Origin of the sequence: Mesorhizobium sp. WSM3862 (assembly GCF_002294985.1) — a bacterium.
In the GTDB taxonomy this organism is placed as follows: Bacteria; Pseudomonadota; Alphaproteobacteria; order Rhizobiales; family Rhizobiaceae; genus Mesorhizobium.
The window spans coordinates 75370-97032 of sequence record NZ_NSGE01000007.1 but is presented as its reverse complement, the minus strand read 5'-3'; the positions used below and the strand labels follow the sequence as shown (position 1 = coordinate 97032).

At 63.0% G+C, this 21663-nt stretch carries 23 protein-coding genes; 9 read left to right on the top strand and 14 right to left on the bottom strand.

Features of this window, described 5'->3' with window-relative positions; translation table 11 throughout:
• Positions 1–125 precede the first annotated feature (125 nt).
• The 4 genes from aztA to CK224_RS21760 all read left to right on the top strand — a co-directional run bounded on the left by aztA (position 126) and on the right by CK224_RS21760 (position 3269).
• The gene (gene aztA, locus CK224_RS21775) at positions 126–944 is read left to right on the top strand and encodes a zinc ABC transporter ATP-binding protein AztA (RefSeq protein ID WP_095783197.1); all 819 of its coding nucleotides are present in this window, start codon (positions 126–128) and stop codon (positions 942–944) included.
• Positions 944–1819, top strand: coding sequence for a zinc ABC transporter permease AztB (gene aztB, locus CK224_RS21770; RefSeq protein ID WP_067000522.1), 876 nt, complete (start codon positions 944–946; stop codon positions 1817–1819). Before aztA ends, aztB begins: the two co-directional genes overlap by 1 nt.
• A gap of 25 nt (positions 1820–1844) precedes the next feature.
• On the top strand, positions 1845–2786 hold the full coding sequence (gene aztC, locus CK224_RS21765) for a zinc ABC transporter substrate-binding protein AztC (protein ID WP_095783196.1): 942 nt from the start codon (positions 1845–1847) through the stop codon (positions 2784–2786).
• A gap of 144 nt (positions 2787–2930) precedes the next feature.
• Positions 2931–3269: a TIGR01244 family sulfur transferase gene (locus CK224_RS21760; protein WP_067000965.1), complete on the top strand. Its 339-nt coding sequence runs from the start codon at positions 2931–2933 to the stop codon at positions 3267–3269.
• A gap of 77 nt (positions 3270–3346) precedes the next feature.
• On the opposite strand, the gene CK224_RS21755 is transcribed toward CK224_RS21760, so the two are convergent.
• The gene (locus CK224_RS21755) at positions 3347–3814 is read right to left on the bottom strand and encodes an Lrp/AsnC family transcriptional regulator (RefSeq protein ID WP_059187534.1); all 468 of its coding nucleotides are present in this window, start codon (positions 3812–3814) and stop codon (positions 3347–3349) included.
• A gap of 138 nt (positions 3815–3952) precedes the next feature.
• Here CK224_RS21755 and hppD point away from each other — a divergent pair, with 138 nt between their 5' ends.
• The gene (gene hppD, locus CK224_RS21750) at positions 3953–5068 is read left to right on the top strand and encodes a 4-hydroxyphenylpyruvate dioxygenase (RefSeq protein ID WP_095783195.1); all 1116 of its coding nucleotides are present in this window, start codon (positions 3953–3955) and stop codon (positions 5066–5068) included.
• Between the two features lie 29 nt (positions 5069–5097).
• Here the strand turns inward: hppD and CK224_RS21745 are convergent, their stop codons facing one another.
• From CK224_RS21745 to hmgA, 5 genes are all read right to left on the bottom strand, one after another.
• Positions 5098–5415: a BrnA antitoxin family protein gene (locus CK224_RS21745; protein WP_067000515.1), complete on the bottom strand. Its 318-nt coding sequence runs from the start codon at positions 5413–5415 to the stop codon at positions 5098–5100.
• Positions 5402–5662, bottom strand: a complete 261-nt coding sequence (locus CK224_RS21740) for a BrnT family toxin (RefSeq protein WP_095783194.1) — start codon at positions 5660–5662, stop codon at positions 5402–5404. Before CK224_RS21740 ends, CK224_RS21745 begins: the two co-directional genes overlap by 14 nt.
• 75 nt (positions 5663–5737) lie before the next feature.
• The gene (locus CK224_RS21735; protein WP_095783193.1) at positions 5738–6274 is read right to left on the bottom strand and encodes a DinB family protein; all 537 of its coding nucleotides are present in this window, start codon (positions 6272–6274) and stop codon (positions 5738–5740) included.
• A gap of 4 nt (positions 6275–6278) precedes the next feature.
• Positions 6279–7304 (bottom strand): fumarylacetoacetate hydrolase family protein, encoded by a 1026-nt coding sequence (locus CK224_RS21730; RefSeq protein WP_095783192.1) that lies wholly within the window; start codon positions 7302–7304, stop codon positions 6279–6281.
• 106 nt (positions 7305–7410) lie between these two features.
• A complete protein-coding gene (gene hmgA / locus CK224_RS21725) occupies positions 7411–8724 on the bottom strand; it encodes a homogentisate 1,2-dioxygenase (protein ID WP_095783191.1) in 1314 nt (437 codons plus the stop codon).
• A 134-nt stretch (positions 8725–8858) separates the two neighbouring features.
• On the opposite strand from hmgA, the gene CK224_RS21720 reads away from it, so the two are divergent.
• Positions 8859–9302: a MarR family transcriptional regulator gene (locus CK224_RS21720; protein ID WP_176477990.1), complete on the top strand. Its 444-nt coding sequence runs from the start codon at positions 8859–8861 to the stop codon at positions 9300–9302.
• Positions 9303–9384: 82 nt separating this feature from the next.
• On the opposite strand, the gene tdh is transcribed toward CK224_RS21720, so the two are convergent.
• Genes tdh through CK224_RS21705 form a run of 3 tightly spaced genes read right to left on the bottom strand, consistent with a single transcriptional unit; the run spans position 9385 to position 12118 of the window.
• The gene (gene tdh / locus CK224_RS21715; protein ID WP_067000502.1) at positions 9385–10419 is read right to left on the bottom strand and encodes an L-threonine 3-dehydrogenase; all 1035 of its coding nucleotides are present in this window, start codon (positions 10417–10419) and stop codon (positions 9385–9387) included.
• Between the two features lie 40 nt (positions 10420–10459).
• On the bottom strand, positions 10460–10903 hold the full coding sequence (locus tag CK224_RS21710) for an SRPBCC family protein (protein ID WP_095783189.1): 444 nt from the start codon (positions 10901–10903) through the stop codon (positions 10460–10462).
• A gap of 27 nt (positions 10904–10930) precedes the next feature.
• Positions 10931–12118 (bottom strand): glycine C-acetyltransferase, encoded by a 1188-nt coding sequence (locus tag CK224_RS21705; RefSeq protein WP_095783188.1) that lies wholly within the window; start codon positions 12116–12118, stop codon positions 10931–10933.
• Positions 12119–12417: 299 nt separating this feature from the next.
• Here CK224_RS21705 and CK224_RS21700 point away from each other — a divergent pair, with 299 nt between their 5' ends.
• Positions 12418–14487, top strand: a complete 2070-nt coding sequence (locus CK224_RS21700; protein WP_067000493.1) for an EAL domain-containing protein — start codon at positions 12418–12420, stop codon at positions 14485–14487.
• On the opposite strand, the gene CK224_RS21695 is transcribed toward CK224_RS21700, so the two are convergent.
• Positions 14484–14912 (bottom strand): MarR family winged helix-turn-helix transcriptional regulator, encoded by a 429-nt coding sequence (locus tag CK224_RS21695; RefSeq protein WP_095783187.1) that lies wholly within the window; start codon positions 14910–14912, stop codon positions 14484–14486. The two genes, CK224_RS21700 and CK224_RS21695, sit on opposite strands and share 4 nt — an antisense overlap.
• A 169-nt stretch (positions 14913–15081) precedes the next feature.
• Between CK224_RS21695 and CK224_RS21690 the strand changes: the two genes are divergently transcribed.
• The gene (locus CK224_RS21690) at positions 15082–15489 is read left to right on the top strand and encodes a hypothetical protein (protein WP_095778570.1); all 408 of its coding nucleotides are present in this window, start codon (positions 15082–15084) and stop codon (positions 15487–15489) included.
• A gap of 376 nt (positions 15490–15865) precedes the next feature.
• On the opposite strand, the gene CK224_RS21685 is transcribed toward CK224_RS21690, so the two are convergent.
• Positions 15866–17911, bottom strand: a complete 2046-nt coding sequence (locus CK224_RS21685; RefSeq protein ID WP_095783186.1) for an NADH:flavin oxidoreductase — start codon at positions 17909–17911, stop codon at positions 15866–15868.
• Positions 17912–18109: 198 nt separating this feature from the next.
• On the opposite strand from CK224_RS21685, the gene queF reads away from it, so the two are divergent.
• On the top strand, positions 18110–18571 hold the full coding sequence (gene queF / locus CK224_RS21680) for a preQ(1) synthase (protein ID WP_095778694.1): 462 nt from the start codon (positions 18110–18112) through the stop codon (positions 18569–18571).
• Between the two features lie 218 nt (positions 18572–18789).
• Here queF and CK224_RS21670 read toward each other — a convergent pair whose 3' ends face one another.
• From CK224_RS21670 to CK224_RS21660, 3 genes are all read right to left on the bottom strand, one after another.
• Entirely contained in the window at positions 18790–19377 is a 588-nt protein-coding gene (locus tag CK224_RS21670) for a hypothetical protein (RefSeq protein ID WP_095783185.1), read from the bottom strand.
• Positions 19378–19381: 4 nt separating this feature from the next.
• Positions 19382–19855, bottom strand: a complete 474-nt coding sequence (locus CK224_RS21665) for a DUF3828 domain-containing protein (RefSeq protein ID WP_095783184.1) — start codon at positions 19853–19855, stop codon at positions 19382–19384.
• A gap of 93 nt (positions 19856–19948) precedes the next feature.
• Positions 19949–21598, bottom strand: a complete 1650-nt coding sequence (locus tag CK224_RS21660; protein ID WP_095783183.1) for an ABC transporter substrate-binding protein — start codon at positions 21596–21598, stop codon at positions 19949–19951.
• Positions 21599–21663: the final 65 nt, after the last annotated feature.

Genomic DNA, 21663 nt, shown 5'->3' with positions numbered 1-21663 from the left:
CGCTTCCGTGTACACGGCGAGTTGACCGATCTGGACACAATTCCGCCGAACCGGCGTGTTGACTAATGTAATAACATCACATATCGACGGGTACTCTCGAATTCGCGCCCGATCCGGAACGTCTGATGACAAATGCCTGCCTGACCTTCCGCGACCTGACGCTCGGTTACAACAGCCATCCGGCCATTCATCACCTCAACGGCACGGTCCGAAAAGGCTCGCTGACTGCCGTCGTCGGCGCCAACGGCTCGGGCAAGTCGACGCTGATGAAGGGCATTGTCGGCGTGCTGAAGCCGATGGAGGGCACGGTTGTCGGCGCGCCCGGCGTGCGCACCGCTTATCTGCCGCAGCAGTCGGAGCTCGACCGCAGCTTCCCGGCGCGGGTGGTCGACCTGGTCTCGCTTGGCCTGTGGCCGAAGCGCGGCATGCTCGGCCGCTACACCAAAGAGGATCGCGAGTCGGTCAGCAAGGCGCTGATGGCGGTCGGGCTCGGCGGCTTCGAGAAGCGGCCGATCGACACGCTCTCCGGGGGTCAGCTGCAGCGCACGTTGTTTGCCCGCGTGCTGTTGCAGGATGCCGACCTCATCCTGCTCGACGAGCCGTTCAATGCCGTCGACGCCAAGACCGTCGGCGACCTCATCCAGCTGATAAAGCGCTGGCATGGCGAGGAGCGCACGATCATGGTGGTTGTCCACGACCTCGATCTCGTGCGGCGGAATTTTCCCGAGACGCTGCTGCTCGCCCGCCAGCCTGTCGCCTGGGGCGACACAAAAGAGACGCTCAGGCCTGAAAACCTGCTCAAGGCGCGGCGCTTTCACGAGGCCTGGGAAGAGAACGCGCCCTGGTGCGAGCCCGATGATCATGGTCATGATCACGCACACGACCACCATGATCACGCTCATGGGCATGGTCACCACCACGGCTCCGGACCGAGGGCGGCGTGATGGAGTTTCTCTACGGCCTGTTCATCCAGCCCTTCGCCGATTTCGCCTTCATGCAGCGGGCTCTGTTCGGCTCGCTGATGCTGTCGCTCGGCGCCTGCCCGGTCGGCGTCTTCCTGATGCTCAGGCGCATGAGCCTGTCGGGCGATGCGATGGCGCATGCCATCCTGCCGGGCGCCGCCGCGGGCTTCCTGTTCTATGGCCTCGAAATCCTGCCGATGACCGTCGGCGGGCTGATCGCCGGCATCATCGTCGCGCTCGGCGCAGGGGCGGTTTCGCGCTTCACCATCCAGCGCGAGGACGCCTCGATGGCGGCCTTCTATCTGATCTCGCTCGCCATCGGCGTGCTGATGGTGTCGATCCGCGGCTCGAGCGTCGATCTGATGCATGTGCTGTTCGGCACCGTGCTGGCGCTCAACAACGAGGCGCTGATCCTGATCTGCGGCATCGTGGTTGTGACGCTCGCCTGCCTCGCCATCTTCTGGCGGGCGCTGGTCGCCGAATGCCTCGATCCGCTGTTCCTGCGCTCGGTGAGCCGCATGGGCAGCCCGGTCCATTTCATCTTTCTTGGGCTGGTCGTGCTCAACCTCGTCGGCGGCTTCCAGGCGCTGGGCACGCTGCTCTCGGTCGGGCTGATGATGCTGCCGGCCGCCGCCGCCCGCTTCTGGACGGTTCGCGTCGAGCCGATGTGCGCGCTGGCGGTGCTGATCGGCTTTGCCTCCTGCATCGCCGGACTGCTTTTGTCCTATCACGCCTCGCTGCCGTCCGGACCGGCTATCATCCTTTCGGCCGGCGTCGTTTATTTCTGCTCGATCCTGTTCGGCACGCGCGGCGCGCTGCGCGCCCGCATCGTGCATCACCGCCACCGCACAGCTTAATCCCCAAGCAAGGAGACTTGTCCCAATGTTGAAATCCTTCCGCGCCGCCATGGCTCTGAGCGTTATAACATTAAGCGCTTTTACCGCATCGTCCGCGTTTGCGGCGCCGCTCAAGGTGGTGGCGAGCTTCACGGTCATTGCCGACTTTGCCAAGAATGTCGGCGGCGACCGCGTCAACATCACCACCATCGTCGGCCCGGACGGCGACGCGCATGTCTACGAGCCGACCCCGGCCGATGCGGTGGCGATGGCCGGCGCCGATGTCGTGCTGGTCAACGGCTTGCATTTCGAAGGTTTTTTGCAGCGCCTAGTCGACACCAGCGCCACCAAGGCGACGATCGTGACGCTGACCAAGGGCGTGACGCCAATCGCCTTCAAGCCGGAATTCGCCGATGCCGACGCGGCCGAAGGCGCCGGCACCGGCGGCGGCAAGACGGTCAACGACCCGCACGCCTTCCAGTCGATCGCCAATGCCAAGATCTACGTGAAGAATATCGCCGATGCATTCTGCGCCGCCGATAGCGCGGGCTGCGACAGCTACAAGGCCAATGCCGCCGCCTACACCCAGAAGCTCGGCGCGCTGGAGGGCGAAGTGACCGCGGCGATCCAGGCGATCCCCGAGGCCAAGCGTGTCGTCATCACCTCGCACGACGCCTTCGGCTATTTCGAGCATGCATACGGCCTGGCCTTCCTTGCTCCGCAAGGCATCTCGACCGATTCCGAGCCTTCGGCCGCCGACGTGGCCAAGCTGGTCAACCAGGTCAAGCAGGACAAGGCGGCGGCGATCTTCATCGAGAACATCACCAACCCCAGGCTCATCGAGCAGATCGCCAGCGAGACCGGCATCAAGGTCGGCGGCACGCTCTATTCCGATGCGCTGTCGCCGCCCGACGGCCCGGCCTCGACCTATATCGACATGATGCACAACAACATCGAGCAGTTCAAAGGCGCGCTGCTCGGAAGCTAAGCGGCATCATCCAACCGGGCTAAAACCGGCCCGGTTGGATTTTCCGCCCCGCACTCTCTATTTGGCAGAGAAATCCGGTGCTACGGATTGTCGCTAATGCCGCGCGGTGGCATGACTGCGGCCAAGGATTGCGAGGACGACGCTATGGAATACCGCCAGATCAGCGAAGACTATTCGGTCTCGGGGCAGATCCAGCCCGAGGACATCGTTGCCATCAAGGACGCCGGCTTCAAGAGCGTCATCTGCAACCGGCCGGACGACGAACAGCCCGGCCAGCCCTCGGCCGACAGCGTCAAGGCGGCCGCGGAAGCCGCGGGGCTCGCCTTCCGCTACATTCCGGTGATCAGCGGCCAGCTCACTATGGACAATGTCGAGGATCAGGCCGAGGCGCTCGACGAGCTCGAAGGCCCGGTCTTCGCCTATTGCCGCTCCGGCGCGCGCTGCACCAACCTCTATGGGCTGATCCAGCAGCAGAGGGGGTGAAAGCTTGCGCATTGGCGAGAGCCAATTCCGCAGGTTCGCGTTCCGTCGCCGTCGCATCCAACAAAGATCTCCGCAAACTAAATCGGCAGCGCGCCGGTCTCTTTCAGCGTTTCCAGCACGATCGCCGTCTTCACATGCTGCACCGATTCATGCGGCAGCAGCACGCCGTTGACGAACTCGGAAAGCGATTTGAGATCGGGCGTCACCACCTTCAGGATGTAATCCATCTCGCCGGTCAGCGCGTGCGCTTCCTGCACCTCGGGTAGCCGCGCCACCAACTCGCCGAAGCGGCGGGCATTGTCGCGGTTGTGGGTGGCCAAGGTCACCGAAATCACATTGACCAGCGAAAAGCCGAGACGGTCGCGGTCGAGCACGGCGCGATAGCCCCTGATATAGCCATCTTCCTCCAGCCGCTGGCGGCGGCGCGAGCATTGCGAGGCCGACAGGTTCACGCGCTCCGAAAGATCATTGTTGGTGAGCCGCGCATCGCCCTGCAGGAGCGCCAGTATCTTGCGGTCAAATTGATCAAGGCGCGCATCATCCATGGTTTTGTCCCCAATCATGCACAATCTGCGCACATTGTGGGCATTCCAGGCGGTTGAATGCAAGCACCATGCAGCCGTCCAGCGTTATTATGGTGAAAATCGGCCAAGCACGGCCGCAACAGCTTTCGGAGGAATGCCATGGGACCCTTCCCGCATGACGCCCCACCCGCCAAGATCAGCAAGGCGAATCCCGCCGGCACCGACGGCTTCGAATTCGTCGAGTTCGCGCATTCAGACCCGGCAAAACTTGCCGAGCTCTTTGCCCGCATGGGCTATATCGCGGTGGCGAAGCACCGCACCAAGGACATCACCGTCTGGCGCCAGGGCGACATCAACTATGTCGTCAATGCCGAGCCAGGCTCGCATGCGATGAAATTCGTCGAAAAGCACGGCCCCTGCGCCGCCTCGATGGCGTGGCGCGTGGTCGATGCGAAGCATGCCTTCGACCACGCCGTGTCGAAGGGTGCTGTGCCGTACGAGGGCACCGACAAGGCGCTCGACGCGCCGGCGATCGTCGGCATCGGCGGATCGCTCCTCTATTTCATCGAAACCTATGGCGACAAGGGCTCGGCTTACGATGCTGAGTTCGAGTGGCTTGGCGAGCGCAATCCGAAACCCGAAGGCGTCGGCTTCTACTACCTCGACCACCTGACCCACAATGTCTATCGCGGCAACATGGACAAGTGGTGGGACTTCTACCGCGACCTGTTCGGCTTCAAGCAGATCCATTTCTTCGACATCGACGGCAGGATCACCGGATTGGTCAGCCGGGCGATCACCTCGCCCTGCGGCAAGATCCGCATTCCGCTCAACGAGTCCAAGGACGAAACCAGCCAGATCGCCGAGTATTTGAAGAAGTACAATGGCGAGGGCATCCAGCACATTGCCGTCGGTACGGACGCGATCTACGATGCCACCGACAAGCTCGCCGCCAACGGGCTGAAGTTCATGCCCGGCCCGCCCAACACCTATTACGAGATGTCGCATGAGCGCGTGCACGGCCATGACGAGCCGATCGAGCGCATGAAGAAGCACGGCATCCTGATCGACGGCGAAGGCGTCGTCGACGGCGGTATGACCAAGATCCTGCTGCAGATCTTCTCGAAGACGGTGATCGGGCCGATCTTCTTCGAATTCATCCAGAGGAAGGGCGACGATGGATTTGGCGAAGGCAATTTCCGCGCGCTGTTCGAATCGATCGAGCAGGACCAGATCAAGCGTGGCGTGATCAAGCTGGATGGCAGGGCGGCGTAGTCAGCCGAAAGACCAAGCCGCCGGCTACTCTAAAGGCCGGCGGCCTTCCTCAGAATTTCGTTGATTCGGCTCTGCCAGCCGGGCCCGCTGGCACGGAAACGAGCAACCACATCGCTGTCGAGGCGCAGCGTTACCTGCTTCTTCGGATTGTCGAGTGCCGGCCGACCACGCGAGCGAATGCTTTCGGCAAGGTCCGGAAACACGTCGGCGAAGGGACGAGCATTCCGAAAATCCTCCTCGGTCCATTCGGGATTGTCCGAAACCGCATCCCAATCTTCCTCGGTGAATCCCTTGCCTGACTTGAATCCGTTGTCCAGCTTTGTAGTGTTCAGCTTAGCTTTCGCCATCGAACAATCTCCTTTCCGTCTGGTTGGCCGCCCGCATTGAAATAACCGAGATGCCTTCGGAGCCAAGCCGGGAAAAGACCACTGCAACAACGCCGCCGCCGACTACCCGACCAATCGCCATGAAACGGCCGGATTTGGCCGCCCGGATCGCCGAGGCAAGGAAAAACTCCTCGTCTAGCGCCGCGAAATCCAAGCCGTGTTTGTCAATGTTGGCCAACCGTTTAGGTTCATCCCAGACGATCTGCATCTGAATTTATGTACCTACATGAATTAAGTCAATAATTTTCGTAACTACAATAATTCCCGAAGCGTTCTCGCTTGTTCACAACCCAAGCCGCTCGACCTCGTCCTTCCTGAGCTTAATGTCGTAATCAAGCAAGAACTCATCCAATTGCGGCGGTGCAACCGAGGTGCCCGACAGCATCGCGTGCACTTGGCCGCGATGGTGGATGTCGTGCAGGAAGACGTGAGCGAGGATGTCGCCGATCCTTTCGGGGATCATGCCGTCCTCGCGGCGGTCAGTCATTACGCGGCGGTCGAGATCTGCCTCCGACAGGCCGTCGCAGAAGGCGACAAGTCTTCGGTCGAAATCGGCCTGCGCTTCCGCCAGGCTTGACGCATCGTCGAACGGTATGAAGTCGTCATAGGCCGCAGCACCGAGGCCGCCATCCGTCAGAAAATCGAGATAGAGACGATCGACCGCGAGGATGTGGTTGAGCGTCTCCTTGATCGAGGGAAAGAAACTGGTTCGACCGGCCTCGAACTCGCCGGGCTGAAGCTCCAGGACGGCGCGGTAGAGCCGGTCGTTCGACCACAAATTGTTGCGCGCCATGCAGCGAAGATGCTCGAGCAGGGTCACCTTTTCAGGTTCCTTCCTCCCCCTCGTATTTCTCGACCTTCTGCTCGATGGCGCCGAAGATCGAATGGCCGGCCTTGTCCTTCATCTCGATGCGCACCGTGTCGCCGAAGCGCAGGAACGGTGTCTTCGGCTCGCCGCTCTCGATGGTCTCGATCATGCGCAGTTCGGCGATGCACGAATAGCCGGCGCCGCCTGCCGCGACCGGCTTGCCTGGCCCATCATTCAGCTTATTGGAGACGGTGCCGGAGCCGATGATGGTGCCGGCGGCAAGCGGCCGCGTTTTCGCGGCATGCACGATCAAGGCCGGGAAATCGAAGGTCATGTCGATGCCGGCATTGGCACGGCCGAACGGCTTGCCGTTGAGATCGGCGAGCAGCGGCAGGCTGACCTTGCCGCCGTCCCAGGCATCACCAAGCTCGTCCGGCGTCACCGCGACCGGCGAGAAAGCAGAAGACGGCTTCGACTGGAAGAAGCCGAAGCCCTTTGCCAGTTCCGGCCCCGTGATGGCGCGAAGCGTCACATCATTGACCAGCATGACGAGGCGGATGGCCTCGCGTGCCTCGCCCAGCCCGGCGCCCATCGGCACATCGCCAACGATGACGGCAACTTCCGCCTCCATGTCGATGCCGAAGGCTTCGTCGGCCATGCGGATCGGATCGCGCGGCGCAAGGAAGGAGTCCGAGCCGCCCTGGTAGATCAGCGGATCGGTCCAGAAACTCGCCGGCATCTCGGCGCCGCGTGCCTTCCGCACCAGCTCGACATGGTTCACATAGGCGGAGCCGTCCGCCCATTGATAGGCGCGCGGCAGCGGCGAATGGGCGTCATGCTCGTGAAAGCGGGCCGAGGGCACCGCGTTGGTCTCGAGCGATTCCGCCATCGCCGCCAGATGCGGCGCCAAGCGCTCCCAATTGTCGAGCGCAGCCTGCAGCGTCGGCACCAGGAAAGAGGCGTCTGTGAACCGCGTCAGATCGCGCGAGACCACGACCAGCTTCCCGTCGCGCGTCCCGTTCTTCAAAGTGGCAAGCTTCATGCGGTTTCCTCTCCTCGCGGGCTTCGTGCCGCTCGTCCCACAACAAGGCCGTGGCGAGTGATCGTCAAGCCACCCGCCGATGTTTTCCTGATCCTGACCTCACCAATCAGGACCAGTCGCCTTCCGGCGTGCCGTTGAAGCGCCTCTTCAGGTCGGCCCAGCAGTCGATGTAGTTCGCCTGCAAGGTGTCGAGTTCGGCGGCGTAGCGCGTCAGCATCTGGGGAAAGCGCGTCTCGAACATGAAGGCCATGGTGTTGTCGAGCTTGACCGGTTTCAAGTCGGCGCGGGAGGCCTTCGCAAAGCCGGAGGCGTCGGGTCCGTGCGCCAGCATCTGGTTATGCAGGCTGATGCCGCCGGGGACAAAACCTTCCTCCTTGGCATCGTACTGGCCGTGGATCAGGCCCATGAACTCGCTCATGATGTTGCGGTGGTACCAGGGCGGCCGGAAAGTGTTTTCGGCCACTAGCCAGCGCGGCGGGAAGATGACGAAGTCGACATTGGCCGTGCCCTCCTCGCCGCTCGGCGCCGTCAGCACGGTGAAGATCGACGGGTCTGGGTGATCGAAGAGGATCGCGCCGACCGGCGAAAACGTCGCCAGATCATATTTATAGGGCGCGTAGTTGCCGTGCCAGGCGACGACGTCGAGCGGCGAATGGCCGAGCTCGGTGACGTGGAAAGTGCCGCACCATTTGACGATCAGCCGGCATGGCGTCTCCTTCTCCTCGAACCAGGCGCAGGGGGTCTTGAAGTCGCGCGGATTGGCCAGGCAATTGGCGCCGATCGGGCCGCGGTCGGGCATGGTGAATTTTGCCCCGTAGTTCTCGCAGACATAGCCGCGCGCCTGACTGTCGGCGAGCTCGACCTTGAAGACGAGGCCGCGCGGCAGCACCGCGATCTCGCCAGGGCGAAGCTCGATGGCGCCCATCTCGGTGACAAAGCGCAGCGTGCCGACCTGCGGCACGATCATGAGCTCGCCGTCGGCATTGAAGAAATGGTCGTCGACCATCGAGCGGTTGGCGACATAGACATGCGCCGCCATGCCGGACTGGCCGACCGCGTCGCCGGCCGTAGTCATGGTGCGTATGCCGGAAATGAAGTCGGTCGGCTCGGTCGGGATCGGCACCGGGTTCCATCGGTACTGGCCGAGTGCCAGCTCGTGATCGCCGACGTTGGGCGCAGTCTTCCACATGGGATAGCTCGCGCCCTTGAAGCGGCCGGTATGTCTCACGCTTGGGCGGATGCGGTAAAGCCAGGAGCGCTCGTTGGTGCCGCGCGGCGCGGTGAAGGGCGAGCCCGAAAGCTGCTCGGCATAGAGCCCGTAGGCCGGCCGCTGCGGCGAGTTGCGGCCCTGCGGCAGCGATCCCGGCAGCGTCTCGGACTCAAAATCATTGCCGAAGCCCGGCATATAGGAAAAGGCCATCCGATCCTCCCTGATCCCGGGCTGCGCCCTCAGCGTTGAGGAAGGCTTTCCGGTGATGTTGACCAAACTGGTTTCATTTGTAACCATCGAAAATGTAACTATCAACGCCGAACCCTGCATCGATGATGCGCCAAATGAAACCGGAAATTCTCGAGCTAGAAAACTTCCTGCCCTACCGGCTCTACCGGCTGGCTGACACCGTGAGCCGCGAATTCTCGCGCATCTACAAGGAGCGCCACGGTCTGACGCGGCCGGAATGGCGCACGCTCTCAGGCCTCGGCCAGCGCGGGATGATGACGGCGACGGAACTCGGCGAGCAGTCGGCCATGCACAAGACCAAGGTGTCGCGCGCGGTCGCCGAGCTCGAACGCCGGCGCTGGCTGACAAGAGCGCCGGACGAGAACGACCGTCGCGTCGAGCATCTGACGCTGACCAAGGCGGGGCTCGCCGCTTACCGGGAAATGGTGCCGCTGGCGAAGGCGTTTGAAAGGGAGGTGCTGGCGAGGCTGAGCGAGGAAGAGAGAGCGGCGATTGTCAGGGGGGTGGCAGCACTGGAAGAGGCTTTATCTTCTTCGTAGCGATCCTTCACAACCCCTCTGTCCGGCAGGCCAAAGAGGGAGCTGTCCCGCAGCATTGCCAGGATGCTGCTTCAACCAAACCCTACCAGTCCATCACCACTTTGCCGGAACTGCCGCTGCGCATCGCATCGAACCCAACCTGGAAATCGTCGATGCCGATGCGATGCGTGATCAGACCCGAGACATCCAGCGGCCCCTGCACCAGGGCGATCATCTTGTACCAGGTCTCGAACATCTCGCGGCCGTAGATGCCTTTGAGATGCAGCATCTTGAAGATGACCTTGTTCCAGTCGATCTCGAAACCGGTCGGCGCGATGCCGAGGATGGCGATCTTGCCGCCATTGTTCATGGTGTCGATCATGTCGCGGAAGGCTGGCGCGGCGCCCGACATCTCCAGCCCGACGTCGAAACCTTCGGTCATGCCGAGTGCCGGCATCACGTCGCGCAGCTTCTCCTTCGAGGCGTCGACCACATGCTGGACGCCGAGCTTGCGCGCCAGTTCCAGCCGGACCGGGTTGATATCGGTGATGACGACTTTCCGCGCGCCGACGCATTGCGCGACCAGCGCGCCCATGATGCCGATCGGGCCGGCGCCGGTGACCAGCACATCCTCGCCGACCAGGTCGAAGGACAGTGCGGTGTGGACGGCATTGCCTAATGGATCGAAGATGGCCGCGATCTCGTCCGGCACGTCGTCGGGGATCGGCACGACATTGTGCTGCGGGATCGCTACATACTCGCCGAAGGCGCCGGGCCGGTTGACGCCGACGCCGAGCGTGTTGCGGCAGAGATGCCCTCGCCCCGCGCGGCAGTTGCGGCAGTGGCCGCAGACGATGTGGCCCTCGCCCGAGACGCGCTGTCCGACCTTGTATTCGGTGACGGCCGCGCCGAAATCCGCGACGGTACCGACAAATTCATGGCCGGTCACCATCGGCACCGGCACGGTCTTCTGCGCCCACTGGTCCCAATTGTAGATGTGGACGTCGGTGCCGCAGATCGCGGTCTTCCTGACCTTGATCAGCACGTCGTTGGGGCCGATTTCCGGCACCGGCACTTCTTCCATCCAGATGCCCGGCTCGGCCTTGGCCTTCACCAGCGCCTTCATCATGTTGGACATCGAACACTCTCCAGAAAATCTTCCCTGTCCTGACGGATCATCAACCTGCCGCTTCCAGGATGTTCTTCAGCCGCAGCAGATCGCGATTGGTCGAACGTCGGACAGCCAGGGCTATGAGCGGGGTCATGAGACGGGAAAAGCCGGCCGGCGAGCCGCGATTCCGGAGCGTCATATGCGTGCGGCCTTCGCCGGAATCCCGCCATCCATAGCTCGTCTCCATCGGAAACGGTCCTTCGTCGGATCGCATCACCAGCCTCTCGCCCGGCACGAGATCCAGGATCTCGTAGGTATAAGCGAGCCGCCGTCCGAGGAACTGCGCCTCGAATGCAATTCTCGATCCTATCTGGGCCGGTCGGGGAGTCTTCCATTCCACCGACTTGATGTCGACGTACCAGCGCGGAACATTGTCCGGATCGGAAGAAAAGGCGGCGACAACCGCGCGCGGGCTGGCGATCTCGATACTGCTCGTTACATCGATCGCCATGGCCCTTTTCCATTGCCGGCGGTAGCGTCAAGCGATTACACCCAGTTCCTTCCCGACCTCGCCGAACGCCTCGACGGCGCGATCGATATCAGCGCCGGAGTGCGCCGCCGACATCTGGGTGCGAATGCGCGCCTGGCCCTTCGGCACCACCGGGAACGAAAAACCGATGACGTAGATGCCGCGCTTCAGCATGCGGGCCGCCATCTCCTGCGCAAGAGCGGCGTCGGCCAGCATCACCGGGATGATTGGATGATCGGCGCCGGCAAGCGTAAAGCCGAGCTTGCCCATTTGAGACCGGAAGCGTTCCGCATTGGCATACAGGCGGCGGCGCAGCGCATCGCCATTGCGGATCAGCTCGAAGACTTTCAGCGAGGCGCCGGCGATCGCCGGCATCAGCGTGTTGGAGAAGAGATAGGGCCGCGAGCGCTGGCGCAGCCAGTCGACCACCTGTTTCTTCCCCGCGGTATAGCCGCCGGACGCGCCGCCCAGCGCCTTGCCGAGCGTGCCTGTGATGATGTCCACCCTGCCCTCGACGCCGCAGTGCTCGGCCGAGCCACGGCCGTTCTTGCCGACGAAGCCGACGGCATGGCTGTCATCGACCATGACCAAGGCGTCGAATTTCTCGGCGAGGTCGCAGACTCCTCGCAGGTTGGCGATGATGCCGTCCATCGAGAACACGCCGTCGGTGGCGATCAGCCGGAAGCGGCAGTCCTTCGCCTCCTTCAGCCGCGCCTCGAGGTCGGCCATGTCGTTGTTGGCGTAGCGGAAGCGCTTGGCCTTGGAGAGCCGCACCCCGTCGATGATCGAGGCGTGGTTCAGCGCGTCCGAGATGACGGCGTCTTCCTCGCCGAGCAGCGTCTCGAACAGGCCGCCATTGGCATCGAAGCAGGAGCCGTAGAGAATGGTGTCGTCCATGCCGAGGAAGGAAGAGATGGTGGCTTCGAGCTCTTTGTGTTCTTCCTGGGTGCCGCAGATGAAGCGCACCGACGCCATGCCGTAGCCATAGCGGCCGAGCGCCTGCTTCGCCGCATCGCGCAGCTCGGGGCTGTCGGCGAGGCCGAGATAGTTGTTGGCGCAGAAATTCAGCACCTTCTGGCCGGCGACCTCGATCAGCGCCGACTGCGTGGAGGAAATCACCCGCTCGGACTTGTAGAGCCCGGCCGATTTCAGGCCTTCAAGCTCGTTATCGATGTGGGAGAGAAACGCTGCGCTCATGGTCTGGCCCTGTTTGTTCGATGCGGACTGTCGCGCTGCGGACAAGAAAAATCCATCGCAAAAACGACCGCTTCGGTGGCGTTGTGCAAGCCGCGCCGCAGCTCCTTCAGCGCAGCCGGACAAGGATGTGTTCAAATGCGACGATCGGCGAAAGGACATAATAACCATCCTGTCAGCTTTGTCGCGCCGCCAGCTCCGGCACCGTGCCGGTTTGCCGAGCTGTTAACCCTTTCACGTCAAGGGTTCTGGCGCCGCAAATCCATGGCAGGAATCCGTCGATCGGGAGGGGTCACTCAATTATGTCGCAGCAGCCGGTGCACAGCGTTTCGCGCAAGCTGATTCTGCTGATCAAGAGCGGCTACTGGCTGGCCTTGCTGATCATCGCCGCCATGGTGATGGCTTCCTTCATCCTGCTGCAGCAGTTGATGGCGCAGCAGCAGCACAATGACGCGCTGCTCAACATCGTCTCCACGCAGAAGGCGCTGTCGCAGCGCATCGTCTTCCTGGCCAGCGCGACCGGTGCCGCCCCGCGCGACAAGCAGCCGGCGCTGGTCACCGCGCTCAAGCAGGCAACGGGCGAGTTCGAGACCAATTACGACCGGCTGCTCAAGGAGACCGGCGCCGATCCTCTATCGCCGGCGCGCAACGATCCGCAATCCATCGAATATGTGCTGTTCAGCAAGCCGTTCCATCTCGACTATTTCTCGGTCGGCCTTATCGCCAACGGCGATCGACTGGTTTCATCATTTGCATCCCAGCTCGGCATGCAAAGCGACGGTTATAAGGGCGGCGGCGAGCGCGTCGGCCTCGACGCCTCCGTCGCCAATGCGACTTTGTCCGGCTATGCCGCGCTCGGCCAGCGCATCAGCGCCTTCGCCACCGAGCGGTCGGATGAAATGCTCAGTCTGCACCGCACTCTGTTCTTTGCCACCATCGGCGTCATCGTGCTGGTCGCGCTATTCATCTTCCGGCCGATGTCCAAGGCCATCCTGCGCAAGACGCATGAACTGGTCGACGCCCGCAATTCGATGGCCTTCATCGCCGTGCATGACGGCCTGACCGGCTTGCACAACCGCACCTTCCTCACCGATCATTTCGACACGCTGATCAAGGGCGCGCATCGTCGCCGCGAGCGGCTGGCGGTGATCCAACTCGACCTCGACCGCTTCAAGCAGATCAACGACACGCTGGGGCACGCGGCGGGCGACTATGTGCTTGTCGTCACCGCGCAACGCATGCGCGATTCCTGCCGCGCATCGGATCTTTGCGCCCGTCTGGGCGGCGACGAGTTCGTCATGATCCTCAACGGCGCCGGCAGCACCGAGGACATCCATGCGCTGGCCAAGCGCATCATCGCCAACATCAACGAGCCGATCACCTTCCAGGGCACGACCATAATGCCTGGCGCCAGCGCCGGCATCGCCGTCTATCCAGTCGACGCCGACAACGCGCAGGACCTGCTCGTCCATGCCGATCTCGCCCTCTATTCGGCCAAGAAGCTCGGCGGCGGCAGCTTCTCCTTCTTCTCCGAAGAGCTGCGGCGCGAGCTCGACTACCGCAAGCAGCTCGAGCAGGACATCCGCACGGCGATCGCGGAAAAGACCTTCGAGGTCTATTTCCAGCCTCAAGTGTCGCTCACCAGCGGCAAGATCAGCGGTATCGAAGCACTGGTGCGCTGGAAACACGCCACGCGCGGCATGATCTCGCCCGGCGAATTCATCCCGGTGGCGGAGAAGTGCGGCTTCATGCCGGATATCGGCCGCATCGTCATCAGCAAGGCGATCAACGAAGCCGCCGAATGGGATCGCGCCGGCATCGATTTCGGACGCATCGCCGTCAATGTCTCGGGCACCGAGCTGCGCGAGCCGGATTTCGACAATTTCCTGTTCGGAACGCTGGAGCGGGCAGGGCTTGCGCCGCAGAAGCTGTCGCTGGAAATCGTTGAATCCGTCATCCTCGACGACGAGAAGACCGGCATCGCCGCCAAGCTCAGGCATATCCGCGCGGCGGGCGTCCATCTCGAGCTCGACGATTTCGGCACGGGCTATGCTTCACTCAGCCATGTCAACCCGAACGAGATCGATCGGCTGAAGATCGACCGCCGCTTCGTCCAGAACATCAACGAGAACGGCGACAACACCAAGATCGTGCGCGCCATCACCGAGCTTGCCCGCGGGCTCGGCATCTCGATCGTCGCCGAGGGCGCGGAAACCGAGGCCGAGCTCGACTCGCTGATGGCGATCGGCTGCGACCAGGTGCAGGGCTATTCGATCGCGTTCCCGATGCCGCAGGACAAGGCGCGCGAATGGCTTACCGCGCGCAGCCCGAAGAAGGCGAAGCTCAAGGTGCTGCAGGGCAGCCGGGCTTAACCGCCCACATTCGCCCGAAGCGCCGCCAGCACCTCGGCGAATTCCGCAAGCCGGTCGTCCGGCAGCCCAGCTCTCAGCCTTTTGTCGAAGGCGACGGCCTCGAGGCGCAACTTCTCGAACAGCGCTTCGCCGGTTTCGGTCAGCGCCACCTGATGCACCCTGCGGTTCTGCGGATCGCGGCGGCGCGTCAGCAGCCCTTGCGCCTCCATGGCGTTGAGGTGATGCGTCAGCGTCGCGCCCTGGATGCCGATCATGCCGGCAAGCTCGCGCTGGTTGGCCAGTTCCTTCGACTTGACCGAGAGCAAGGTCACCCAGACCGGCAGCGTTCCGCCGACCTCCACCAAGGCAGCGTCAAAGGCCTGCGCCACCAGTTTGGCGGTGCGCGCGAGATTCATGCCGATGGGCGGGCGATCAAATGGCGTCATGGCTGGACACTAGAACAAGCAACGGGTTGGCGAAACTTCGCATGAAGCATTGATATCTAACTGTTAGATATCTAACTTTGTGTTATTAACGTTGTCGGACCCAGCCGATAGGCAAACCCGACAGGCAAAGCGTCACACCGGTGGCGGGGCGAACGAGAGGAATGCAGTCATGCAATATGTCTACATCGTCGTCATCGGTCTGCATGTTATGGCCGGCGTCTTCTGGGCCGGCACGACCATTGCGGTTGCCCGTGATCCGGAGATCAAGGCGGAGCGCTTTATCCGGCCGCAACTCGGCGCCTCCGGCATGGTCTTCTTGACCGGTCTGCTGCTCTGGTATTTCTTCCACGAAGGCGCTTTCGGCCCGATGGAAATGGTGCTGGCGCTGGGCATTGCGACAGCGCTGATCGCCGCCGGCGTGCAGGGCGCCCTTGTAGCCTCTTCCAGCAGGCAACTGGCAGGTGCCGATGCGGCGACGCAAGCGCAGTTGCGCGCGAAAATGACCAAAGGCGAACGCCTTGCCGGCGGGCTGCTGGTCATCACCGTATTGTGCATGGCCACGGCCAGGATGTTCTGACCGTCAACGGCTCGCGCGGTACCGGTGCGGGCCGGCGGCCGCGCGCGGCGCACCGGACCAACGCGGCAGGTGGCTCTCCTTGTGACGGTCCGGTGCGTTCCCCAGTGCGGCCGTCGCCGGCGCATCAGATCACCTCAACGGAACCGCCGCGCAGATTTTCCCGTCGCAGCTTTGTGTAGGTGCGCATGTTGGGCGCGATGCGAAAACCTTCCAGCCTGACGTCCTCAAGCGCTGCCGCCCAGCCAAGCGCTTCATCACGGCCACCATATGTTTCGATCGTCGCGCGAGATCCTCGCGGCCCAGTTGCCTGGCCAGGATGGCGCAGGCCGCGACCCGCGTTTCGATGATTCCAGCCTGGCCAATGGAGGACCCAGGTTCAGATCCGGATGCCGAACCTGATGCCGTCATAGATGGCCGCGTGGATGTTGCGCGAGGCGACTGCGTCGCCGATGCGGAACAGAACAAAGCCGCCTTCCGGATTGCGCGGCGGAAAAATGTCGCCGCCGCTTACCAGCCGCTCGTAGTCGACCGCGCCGCCATTCTTCGACAGCGGCTTCAGCGCGAGGTAGAGATCGTCGAGCGGCGCGGTGCCATGCTCGACCACCACCTGGTCGACGCCCCGCTCGCCGCGCCAGCCATCGGCGAAGTCCGACGCCAGCTCGGCGATGAGCTGGTTACCCTCGCGTCGCACCGAGCGCAGACGGGTGTTGATGGTGACGGTGACGCCTTTCTCGTGGAAAGCCCGCATATAGGGCACGTGGTTCAGGCCGCCCATTTCCGGCGCGAAGAAGCGTTCGGGCGAGACCAGCTCCAGCTTCGAGCCGCTGTTGGCAATCAATTCCGCCGCGCCCATCCCCTGATGGCCGCCATTGTCGTCATAGACCAGAACGTTCTCGGCCGGCTTGACGCTGCCGGCCATAATGTCCCAGCTCGAGGTGACGAGATTGTCGCCCGCTGCCAGCGGCGGGTTCTGCGGCAGGCCGCCGGTGGCGACAATCACCACATCCGGCAACAGAGCCAAGACATCGTCTTTTTCGGCCCATGTGTCGTAGCGGATCTCGACGCCCAGGCGATCGAGCTCGGCAAGCCGCCAGTCGATGATGCCGATCAGCTCCTTGCGGCGCGGATTTTGCGTCGCGAGCCGCACCTGGCCGCCGGCCTGGCTGGACGCTTCGAGGACCATCACCTGATGGCCCCGTTCGGCGGCGACACGCGCGGCTTCCAGACCGCCCGCCCCGGCGCCGACGACCACCACCCGCCTCTTCGGCCCTTCGCTTTTCGCGATGACATGCGGGATCGTCGCTTCGCGGCCGGTGGCGGCGTTGTGGACGCAGAGCGCCTCACCGCCTTCATAGATGCGATCGAGGCAGTAGGTGGCGCCGACGCAAGGCCGGATCTCGTGCTCGCGCCCTTCCATCACTTTCCTGATGATATGCGGATCGGCGATATGGGCGCGCGTCATGCCGACCATGTCGAGCTTGCCGGAGGCGATCGCATGACGCGCGGTCGCGACATCGGATATCCGCGCCGCGTGGAAAGTCGGGAATTTCGTCGCCGCCCTCACCTCGCCAGCGAAATCGAGATGCGGCGACGAGCGCATGCCGGTCACCGGGATGACCTTGGTCAGCGCCGCGTCGGTCTCGATCGAGCCGCGGATGATGTTGAGGAAATCGACCTTGCCGGAGCCAGCCAGACGTTTCGCGATCTCGACGCCCTCCTCCTTCGACAGGCCTTTTTCGAAATCCTCGTCGGCGACCATGCGGATGCCGACGACGAATTTCTCGCCGACCGCGGCGCGAACCGCATCCAGCACCATGTTGGTGAAGCGCAGCCGGTTGTCGAGCGAGCCGCCGAAATCATCGTCGCGATGGTTGGTGGCGGGCGACCAGAAGCCGTCCATCAGATGGCCGTAGGATTCGAATTCGATGCCGTCGAGGCCGGCCGCCTGGCAGCGCAGGGCGGCGGAAGCATAATCGGCAACGATGCGCTCGATGTCCCAGTCCTCGATGGTCTTGGGAAAGGCGCGATGCGCCGGCTCGCGCACCGGCGAGGCGGAAAGCACCGGCAGCCAGTCGGCCTTGTTCCAGCCGGTGCGGCGACCGAGATGGGTGATCTGGATCATGACCTTGCAGTCATGCTCATGACAGGCATCCGCAAGCTCTGCGAGCCACGGCACGATGGCGTCGTCATAGACATGCAGGTTGCCGAAGGCGGCCGGGCTGTCGCGTGACACGATGGCAGAGCCCGCTGTCATCGTCAGCGCCATGCCGCCCTTGGCCTTCTCGGCGTGGTAGAGCCGGTAGCGCTCCTTCGGCATGCCGTCCTCGGAATAAGCCGGCTCATGGCTGGTCGACATCACCCGGTTCTTCAGCGTCAGGTGCTTGAGCGGATAAGGTTGGAGAAGCGGGTCGTTGCTGGTCATCGTCTTCCTGCCGTATCAAATTGCGCGGGAGCTGCTCCCGCTTCCATTTCACGCATCGGATTCATCCGAAAACCGCTGCGCGGCTTTCGCTCCAATGCTAATGAGCCGCCAAACACGCCGGGTCCGTTCGATCGCGGCGCACTTCAACTGATTGCACCTGCCGCCCTTGCAATCATCGGCGGCAGCAAGGAGCCATCGATGACCGACGCCAAAAACCTGACCCAGCTCGGCAAACACGTCGAGACGCCGCAGAGTCCCGAACAGGCAGTCCTGGAAACCGTGCCGTTCGAGCGAGGCGACGGCCCGCCCGCGATCGTGCGCTTCACCTGCCCGGAATTCACCTCGCTCTGCCCGGTCACCGGCCAGCCCGACTTCGCCCACATCGTCATCGACTACGCGCCCGACAAGACGCTGGTGGAATCGAAGTCGCTGAAGCTGTTCATGACCTCGTTCCGCAACCATGGCGCCTTTCACGAGGAATGCACCGTCATGATCGGCCGCCGCATCGTCGAAGCGACCAAGCCGCTCTGGCTGCGCGTCGGCGGCTACTGGTTCCCGCGGGGCGGCATTCCCATCGACGTCTTCTGGCAGACCGGCGCGCCGCCTGAAGGCGCCTGGCTGCCCGACACCGGGGTGCCGCCATATCGCGGGCGCGGGTGAAATTTGTTGCGAAAGGCTGGCGGGACAGCGCCCCCCTCTGTCCTGCCGGACATCTCCCCCACTTGGAGGGAGATCGGACGTCACCCCGGCTTTCGCCAATCTCCATCGTGGCAAAGTAGGCGGGTCGCCGAAGCTGCCAATCTCCCCCCTTGTGGGGGAGATGGCCGGCAGGCCAGAGGGGGGCGCGAAGGATCGCCGGCGCCGAAGTTCAATCATATTCATTCGCACTGGTACTGGCTGAGCGCCCATTCGCCGGTGACCGACAGGAGGTCGGAGATCTTCCAGTCGCCGCCGACCTTCTTCAGCTTCCATTCGAGACGGTGCTGGTGGCCTTCGACGACGAAGACGACCACCACCTTGGCCTCGTCACCATTGATCGCTTCGATGGTGCGCAGGCTCTTGTCGATGGCGAGCTTGTCGTAATCGGCATTGTCGAGCGCCATGTTGGGATCGAGGCACTCGCCCTGACCCGAGGCGCGCAGCGCGTCGGCTTTGTCGAGCACGCTCTTCGCCGGATCGCTGAAGTTCTTGCGCTGGCCGGGGTCCAATTCCAGCCCGAGATGCTCGTAGAAGGGCTTCACCACCGCCGTCGGCGATCCGGGCAGGACGGGCGCAGCTGGCGCCGGTTCGGCCGGCTTGCTTTCAGGCGATGTGGCCGGCGCCGACTTCTCGATCGCAGGCGCATTGTCGCCTGAGGACGCGTTCGGCGGCGGCGAGCCGAACAGTCCTTGCCCGTAGGCGCCGCCGTTCAGCCCCGCGGTCAGCATCGACAAGCTCGACAGCGCGAGGACCAGACGCCGAAGCACGGCGTCACTCCGTCGAGGAGCCGCATTCCAGCGCGCTGAGCGTCCAGTCGCTGGTTTTGGAGGTGATGTCGGCGATCTTCCACTTGCCGTCCACTTTCTTCAGCGACCACACCATTTCGCGTTTGGAGTCATCGCCTTCCGGGAAAAGATTGAAGCTTGCCGTCACCTCGGCGGTGTCGCCATTGACGGCCTCGGCAAGCTTCAGCGTCTTCGACACGGTCTTCTGGTCGAAATCCTGGGCGTCGAGGCTTGGGTCGAAGTCGATGCAGGATACCTCGTCGGGCTTCTCCTTGCGCGCCTTGTCGTTGGCTTCGAAGAGCTTGGTGACCGGCTCGGTGAAGCGGTCGCGGTATTTCGCGTCCGCCTCGAACTTCACTTCAGGCACATAGAAGAACTTCACGGCGTTTGAAGCCGGCCCGGCGAGCGCCGCGGCAGGCAAGGCGATCGAGATGGCAACTGCCAGCATCATCGGTCTCATGCAGGAATCTCCGGATGCGTGGTGGCACGATCACCACCACGCATCCTGCATATCGGCTTTTTCACGGCGCATGAAGTCCTTGCGCTGCGCGGCTTAAGCTTCCAGCCAGACGTTCTGGAAGTCCATTTGATAGGTCTGGTGCATGGCGTAGTTCTTCACCTTCTTGTTCATGTGGCAGTAGAGCTTCTGCCAGAACGGCTGGATGATGACGCCGGAGTCCTGCAGGATCTGCTCGACGTCCTTCATAACCTCCTTGCGCTTGGCGACGTCGATCTGCGACAGCGCCTCCTTGAGCTTGGCGTCGAAATCCGGATTCGAGAACGCGGTCTCGTTCCAGGCCTCGCCGGTACGGTAGCCCAGCGCCAGCACCTGCACGCCGAGCGGGCGCATGTACCAGATGGTCATGGAATAAGGATATTTCGTCCAGTCGTTCCAGAAGGTCGAACCGGGCAGCACCGTGCGCTTCACCTTGATGCCGGCATCGCGCAACTGGCCGGCGATCGCGTCGCCGGTGTTCTTCTGCCATTCGTCCTCGACCGTGATCAGCTCGTGCTCGAAGTCGGCCTGCCCGGCGTCGGCCATCAGCTTCTTGGCGCCCGCCGCGTCCCGTTCCTTCTTCGGCAGCGGGTAATATTCCGGATGGATCGGGCTGACATGGTGGTTCTCGCCGACCGTGCCGCGGCCGGCGTAGCCGAGCTGCATGACCTGGTTGTTGTCGACCGCCATCTGCAGCGCATTGCGCACCCGTTTGTCATCGTAAGGTTTGTGCGTGATGTTGGTGCGCGCAACGAGCGTGGTCGCCGTCGCGACTTCCGATTTCACCAGCTCCATCTTGTCGAGGGGGTCGATGAAGTCGGCCGGTGTCTCGAAATCGAGGTCGATCTCGCCGGAATCGAAGGCATTCAGCGTGGCGTTGAAGTCGGTGCCGTAGTCGATGAACTCGACCCCGTCGAGCGGCGCTTCGCCACCCCACCACTTGCCGTTCTCGCGGCGCTTGACCACGGCTTTCTGGCCGACATCGTAAGACACCAGCTCGAAAGCCCCGGTGCCGATCGGCTTCTTGATCGGATCGGCGCCGTCCTTGTCGAAGTTGCGATGCACGACCAGCGCCGGATAGTCCGTGAAACCCGGGATGATCGCGATATCGGCCTCGGACAGCTTCAGCTTGACCGTATGGTCGTCGACCTTGGTGATCGCGCCATCCCTTGCCTTGCCGGTCTTGGCTTCGACCAGCGCGCCGACGCGGGCGGCCATGGAATTGCCGGAAGCCCCCTTCTCGCACCAGCGATTGAGGTTGAAAACCACGTCATCGGCATTGAAGGCATCGCCGTTGTTCCAGGTGACGCCTTTGCGCAGATGCAGCGTGTATTCGGTGGCGTCGTCGTTGACGTCCCAGCTTTCGAGCAGCACCGGCTCGAAAGTGAACTGGTGCGTGTAGCGCACGAGCGGCTCCAGCCAGGTGCGGGTGACGTTCGCCATCTCGGTCCAGTCATAGGTGCGCGGGTCCTTCTGCGCCTTGACCGACATCGCGACATGCAGCGTTCCGCCTTTCTTCGGCTCTTGCGCCAGGGCTTTTGTCGGCGCGGCAAGGCCGATCATGCCATAGGCGAACGCCGTCGACGCGCCGAAGGCGCTTGCCAGCGCCAGGAATTCGCGCCGGTCCACGCGGCCCGCGCGCGCTTCTTTAGCCATCGCCTCGATGGCGGCAGGAACGCGATCACCGTTGCTTTTGAAGATTGTCATTTTTTCCTCCCATGTTGCGAAACATTGGCCATCCTGGTGCACTTTTTTTCAGCTGTAGATGGCGC